Annotated in this window: 6 protein-coding genes and 1 pseudogene; 3 read left to right on the forward strand and 4 right to left on the reverse strand. The window is 69.9% G+C overall.

From position 1 onward, the window contains the following. Positions 1-37: 37 nt before the first annotated feature. On the reverse strand, positions 38-658 hold the full coding sequence (locus VM306_RS14535; protein WP_325515264.1) for a DsbA family protein: 621 nt from the start codon (positions 656-658) through the stop codon (positions 38-40). A gap of 157 nt (positions 659-815) precedes the next feature. On the opposite strand from VM306_RS14535, the gene pepN reads away from it, so the two are divergent. Both pepN and VM306_RS14545 read left to right on the forward strand, forming a co-directional pair. Beyond that, a complete protein-coding gene (gene pepN, locus VM306_RS14540) occupies positions 816-3,377 on the forward strand; it encodes an aminopeptidase N (RefSeq protein WP_325515274.1) in 2,562 nt (853 codons plus the stop codon). Between the two features lie 68 nt (positions 3,378-3,445). Next, positions 3,446-4,096 (forward strand): GNAT family N-acetyltransferase, encoded by a 651-nt coding sequence (locus VM306_RS14545; protein WP_325515266.1) that lies wholly within the window; start codon positions 3,446-3,448, stop codon positions 4,094-4,096. Between the two features lie 42 nt (positions 4,097-4,138). Here the strand turns inward: VM306_RS14545 and VM306_RS14550 are convergent, their stop codons facing one another. Together VM306_RS14550 and VM306_RS14555 are read right to left on the reverse strand one after the other, a co-directional pair. Then, positions 4,139-4,618 carry a DUF5130 family protein gene (locus VM306_RS14550; protein WP_325515268.1) on the reverse strand — a complete coding sequence of 160 codons (480 nt, stop codon included), beginning with the start codon at positions 4,616-4,618 and terminating at the stop codon, positions 4,139-4,141. Further along, positions 4,605-4,850, reverse strand: coding sequence for a hypothetical protein (locus VM306_RS14555; RefSeq protein ID WP_325515270.1), 246 nt, complete (start codon positions 4,848-4,850; stop codon positions 4,605-4,607). The genes VM306_RS14550 and VM306_RS14555 overlap by 14 nt, the downstream gene beginning before the upstream one ends. A gap of 730 nt (positions 4,851-5,580) precedes the next feature. Between VM306_RS14555 and VM306_RS14560 the strand changes: the two genes are divergently transcribed. Beyond that, a complete protein-coding gene (locus tag VM306_RS14560; protein WP_325515272.1) occupies positions 5,581-5,943 on the forward strand; it encodes a DUF2345 domain-containing protein in 363 nt (120 codons plus the stop codon). Between the two features lie 20 nt (positions 5,944-5,963). On the opposite strand, the pseudogene VM306_RS14565 reads toward VM306_RS14560, so the two are convergent. After that, a pseudogene (locus VM306_RS14565) lies at positions 5,964-6,083 on the reverse strand (HNH endonuclease); the annotation flags it as partial.

The following is a 6,083-nucleotide window of genomic DNA, read 5'->3' on the forward strand; positions in this document are numbered from 1 at the left end:
AAGCGGCACTTTCCCGTGAAAGTGCCGCTTCGGGGGCTCAGTCGAAGTTCAGGTCGCCCGTGCGGGTGCGCTTGAGCTCGCAGACGTCGGGGTAGGCGGCCAGCGCGACGGCGCCGTCGAACACCTTCACCGCGTCCTCGCCCCGCGGGATCGAGCTCAGCACCGGGCCGAAGAACGCCACGCCGTCGATGTGGATCGTCGGGGTGCCGACGTCCATGCCGACCGGGTCCATGCCCTCGTGGTGGCTCTTCTTCAGCGCCTCGTCGTACTCCGTGGAGTGCGCCGCCTCGGCCAGCTCGGCCGGGGCACCGATGGCCTCGAGCACCTCCTTGACGACCACGTCGTGCTCCTTGCGGTCCTGGTTGTGCCAGCGGGTGCCGAACTCGGTGTAGAACTCGCGCAGCGCCTGCTCCCCCTTCGCCTGCGACAGCGCGACGGCCACGCGCACCGGGCCCCAGCCCTTCGCCAGCAGCTCGCGGTACTGCTCCGGCAGCTCGTCACGGCCCTCGTTCAGCACCGACAGGCTCATGATCCGGAAGTTCAGGTCCAGGTCGCGGTGCTTCTCGACCTCGAGGATCCAGCGCGACGTGATCCAGGCGAACGGGCAGATCGGGTCGAAGTAGAAGTCGACCTTCGTAGGCTGCTTGGCAGCGGTCATCGAGTGCTCCTGTGCGAATCGGTCGAGGTCGGGGCGTGGGCGGGCCCACACTGCGGGCCAACACCGGGGAGGGCAGGCTTGTTCCCCGTCGCCCGGCACCCCGTCGCCATGATTGGATGCGGGGAGTTGAAAACCGATACCACGACCAGAGGTGCCTGTGCCCGCCCCCAACCTGACCCGTGACCAAGCCAAGCTGCGCGCGGATCTGCTCGACGTCACCGGTTACGACATCGAGCTCGATCTGACCGACGGCCACGGCGGTCCCGGTGAGAAGACCTTCGCGTCGAAGACGACCGTCCGGTTCGCGAGCGCGCGGGCCGGCGAACGGACCTGGGTCGACCTCGTCGCCGACCGCGTCCGCTCGGCCACCCTGAACGGCGCGGACCTCGACGTGAGCGGGTACGTCGAGGACGAGGGCCTAGCGCTGCCGGGCCTCGCCACCGCGAACGAGCTCGTGGTCGAAGCCGACTGCCGGTACATGAACACCGGCGAAGGCCTGCACCGGTTCGTCGACCCGGTCGACGACGGCGTCTACCTCTACACCCAGTTCGAGACCGCGGACGCCAAGCGGATGTTCGCCTGCTTCGACCAGCCCGACCTCAAGTCGGTCTACCGGCTCACCGTGATCGCGCCGAGCGGCTGGAAGGTCGTCTCGAACACGCTCGCCGAGTCGGCGGAGGAGACGCCGGAAGGCGCCGTCCGGACCGTCTTCGCGGTGTCCGAGCGGCTGTCGACCTACCTGGTCGCGCTGGTCGCCGGACCGTACGCCGAGTGGCGCGACGAGTACTCCGACAGCCACAAGTCGATCCCGCTGGGCATCTACTGCCGCGCCTCGCTGGCCGAGCACATGGACGCCGAGCGGCTGTTCACCGAGACCAAGCAGGGTTTCGGTTTCTACCACGAGAAGTTCGGCACGCCGTACCCGTTCTCCAAGTACGACCAGCTGTTCGTGCCGGAGTTCAACGCGGGCGCGATGGAGAACGCGGGCGCGGTGACCTTCCTGGAGGACTACGTCTTCCGCAGCCGCGTCACCCGCTACGCCTACGAGCGGCGCGCCGAGACGCTGCTGCACGAGATGGCCCACATGTGGTTCGGCGACCTGGTCACCATGCGCTGGTGGGACGACCTGTGGCTGAACGAGTCGTTCGCCACCTGGGCGTCCGTGCTCGCGCAGGCGGAGGCCACCGAGTACCGCCAGGCGTGGACGACGTTCGCGAAGATCGAGAAGTCGTGGGCCTACCGGCAAGACCAGCTGCCCTCGACCCACCCCGTCGCCGCGGACATCTCCGACGTGCAGGCGGTCGAGGTCAACTTCGACGGCATCACCTACGCCAAGGGCGCCTCGGTGCTCAAGCAGCTCGTCGCGTACGTCGGGCTGGACAACTTCCTCGCGGGCCTGCGGGTCTACTTCGCCAAGCACGCCTGGGGCAACGCCACCCTCGCGGACCTGCTGGGCGCGCTGGAGGAGGCGTCCGGCCGCGACCTGTCGTGGTGGAGCGCGCAGTGGCTGGAGACGACGGGCCTGAACCTGTTGCGCCCCAAGTTCACCGTGGACGCCGACGGCAGGTTCACCGAGTTCGCCGTGCTGCAGGGCGGCGCGCGTCCGGGTGCCGGCGAGCTGCGGACGCACCGCATCGCGATCGGCGTCTACGACGACGACGGCTCCGGCAAGCTCGTCCGCACGCACCGCCACGAGCTGGACGTGACCGGCGACCGCACCGAGGTCCCGGAACTGGTCGGCGTGCACCGCGGCAAGATCGTGCTGGTCAACGACGACGACCTCACGTACTGCACGATGCGCCTCGACCCGGACTCGCTGGCCGCGCTGATCGACCACATCTCCGACATCGCCGAGCCGCTGCCGCGCACGCTGTGCTGGTCGGCCGCGTGGGAGATGACCCGCGAGGCCGAGCTGAAGGCCCGCGACTTCGTGAACCTGGTCCTCGGCGGTCTGCACTCCGAGACCGAGGTCGGCGTGGTGCAGCGGCTGCTGCTGCAGGCCCAGACCTCGCTGTCGTCCTACGCGGACGACTCGTGGCGCGCCGAGGGCTGGCGCCGGTTCGTGGCGACGGCCCTGGAGCTGGCCCGGGCCGCCGAGCCGGGGTCCGACCACCAGCTGGCGTTCGTGAACGCGCTGACCTCGTCGGTGCTCGACGACTCCACTGTGGACGTCCTGCGCGGCTGGTACGACGGCAGTGCCGTGCTCGAGGGCCTCGACGTCGACACCGACCTGCGCTGGCGCCTGCTGCAGGCCCTCGTCGCGCACGGCAAGGCCGGCCTGGCGGAGATCAACGCCGAGGAGGAGCGCGACCCGACCTCCACCGGTCACCGCCGCGCCCAGTCCGCCCGCGCCCTGCGCCCGACCACCGAGGCCAAGGACGAGGCGTGGGACCGCGCCGTGAACGACGACGAGCTGCCCAACGCGGTCAGCGAGGCGATCATCGCGGGCATCTCGCACCCGAGCCAGAAGGAGCTGCTCGAGCCGTACGTCGAGCGCTACTTCGCCGACGCCAAGGGCGTGTGGGACCGCCGCTCGTCCGAGCGCGCGCAGTCCATGGTCGTGGGCATGTTCCCGGCCTGGTCGATCGCGAAGTCCACTGTGGAGGCCGCCGACGCGTGGCTGGCGGACGAGCACCCGCCCGCCCTGCGCCGTCTGGTGTCCGAGGGCCGTGCGGGCATCGTGCGCGCGCTGGCCGCCCAGGAGTTCGACCGCTCCTGAAGTAGTGCTGTGAAGGCCCCGTGATGCCGCAACGGCGTCACGGGGTCTTCCCGTCTGAGGGGAAGATCTTGTCCGACAACGAACTCGACTCACTGGCGGAGCGCTGGCACCGGGGCTGGATCGCGGCCGACGGACTGACGTCCGAACGCCGCGACGGACGGCTGGTCGTCCACGTGAACCGGTCGCGCCGGCAGTACGAGTGGATCGTCACCGACTCCGGCGACGTCGCCGAGACGGCCGGGATCGTCGCCGCCACCACCGAACCGAACTGGCTCAGCGTGCTCACCGACGCGCCTGAAGAGGTGACCGCCGCGGTCGAGGCGGCAGGGCTGGTCGTGGCGCGGCCCGACGAGACGTTCATGCGGCGCTCGCTGGCCGACCACCCGGTGGCCGCCCCTCCCGCGGGCTACGCGATCGAGGTGACGCGGGACCCGGTCATCGGCGTGCGGGTGCTGACCGCCGGCGGCGAGCAGGCCGCGAGCGGGCTGATGGCGGTCGTCGGCGAGGATGCCGTGGCGCACCGGATCGAGACCGCGGAGGCGCACCGGCGACGTGGGCTCGGCAGCGTCGTGATGGGAACGCTGGCCCGTGCGGCGGTGGAGGGCGGCGCCAAGACCGGGTTGCTGTTCTCGTCGACCGACGGCGTGCACCTGTACGGCAGGCTCGGCTGGGAGCGGATCTGCGGCCTCGTGGTGGCGCGGAACGAGGCCGGCGCGTAGAAACGCCCCCGGTGGCACACCGGGGGCGTTCGAAGAGCTGGATCAGGAACGGGGCGCGTTGCCCGCCTGGTCGGTCAGCATGCGCAGGCCCGAGATCAGGCCGCCCGCGAGGTCGCCCTCCTTGAAGGACGCCACCATGCTCATCACCGCGAGCTTGGCGCCGCGGTCGGGGAGGCGGCGGTGCGACTCCTCGCCCGTCACGACCTCGACGACGCGCTCGCCCGGCGACACGGCCACGAGGACGTGGTGCGACGGGCGGTCGGTGGAGCGGTGCAGCTCCCCCGCGCGCTCACGGGAGGACGAGCCGAGCTCGCCCAGGTACACGCTGAAGTCGAGGCCGGTGGTGCGGCTGGAGAGCGTCAGCGCCTCGTCCAGCTGCGCGAGCTGGGTCGGCGTGAACGGCAGCTCCGGCGCGTGCGGCTCGTACATCTTCGCCGCGGACACACGGCCGCTGTTCGTCACGACGGCACCGAGCGGCAGCGTCGCCGGGTCGACGGGCACGATCGCCTTACCAGTTGCCACGGGCACCTCCCTTGGCGGTCGAACCCGCGGCAGCGGGCTCGGCGGCGCTGTGGTGGTCCGCGCTCAACCCGGCCGGGTTCGCGCTCCACCACACCGGGGCGTAGCCCCACTCCTGGCCGGGCCGGTACCGGGGAATCCGGGTGGCCTTTGGCCTCACCGTCAGCAGCGTGATCACGCCGTAGATCGCCAGCGGGATCAGCGCGAAGACGAGAACGGTCTCCACGATGGTCACGGCGGGTACGGTAGCCGAACTCGGCCGCGCGCGAGCGGCCGGGCCAGCAAGATCACCGTTCGTCCCGCGATCAAGCCCGCCAGGACGCGGATCGCCCCGAGCGACGCCGCCTCACGCGGGCACCCGGTACGCGCTGGTCACGGGCATCTAGCAGAGCATCGGCCGCCATGCACGCGGCAGAGCCGGGAACCACCGGTTCGGCGAGCCTGGTCGACCTGGATGGAGTAGAGCGCCGGAACGGCGTTGGTCGCGGTCGTCCGGAAAGCTGTGATTGCAACGGCAACTACCAGTGACCGCGGCTCCGGAACGCACGCCACGACGACACGTGGGCCGTTACTGACTCACAACACAGCTAAAGCGGCGGCAAGTCTGCGGAATCCCACTCGCCTGCGACTTCTGCGGCGTGACGCATGTCATGTTTAGCCGGAATGCGGGCTACGGAGCGTGTCCATACCGGCCAGTAAGGGCAATGAGCGCTCTCGTGCGGCGCAGCGGTTACGCCCGGTCAGGCCTCACCCGGTCGGCGGCGAACGGGTGCCGGTTTGGGGTCTTGTTCCCGGATCACCTACCTCCTAGCTTTTCACCTATACGGGTCTTGCGCACCCGCCCCGAACGAGCTGGAGGACACAAAATGTTCACGATGACCCGCCCCCAGGCCGTGACCTTCACTCTTCCGAGCTACAAGGACGATTCGGTGCGTATCACTGCCTGTGACTCCGTCCGGATCACGATGGACGACTCCGTTCGGATCACGGCGAGCGATTCGGTGCGCATCACGGCGTCCGACTCGGTGCGCATCACCATGGCAGACTCCGTGCGCATCACCGCGAGCGACTCGGTCAGGATCACGATGTCCGACTCGGTGCGCATCACCGCGCGTGAGGACTCCGTGCGCATCACGATGGACGACAGCGTCCGCATCACCGCTCAGGACGACTCGGTCCGCATCACGATGGACGACTCAGTGCGCATCACCGCACACGACGACTCGGTCCGAATCACGGCGCAGCACGACGACTCGGTCCGGATCATCGCGCACGACGACTCGGTGCGCATCACCGCACGTCAGAACGTCTTCTCCCTCGCGGCCTGACCCGTCGGGGAACTCCCGGATCAGGCCGCGGGCTCACCCAGGTACGGCAACCACTGCGGATCGGCCTCGGCCACGCCGGCGAGCAGCCGCCAGTGCGGGCCCCGTGGCGCCGCGGGTACGACGCGCAGCCGCCAGCCCAG

It is taken from the genome of Lentzea sp. (genome assembly GCF_035525475.1).
GTDB lineage: Bacteria > Actinomycetota > Actinomycetes > Mycobacteriales > Pseudonocardiaceae > Lentzea.

What these genes read in the sequence shown, in the direction of transcription:
- VM306_RS14535 (WP_325515264.1), bottom strand. Translation starts at nt 658, where the DNA reads ATGACCGCTGCCAAGCAGCCTACGAAGGTCGACTTCTACTTCGACCCG.
- VM306_RS14560 (WP_325515272.1), top strand. Translation starts at nt 5,581, where the DNA reads ATGGACGACTCCGTTCGGATCACGGCGAGCGATTCGGTGCGCATCACG.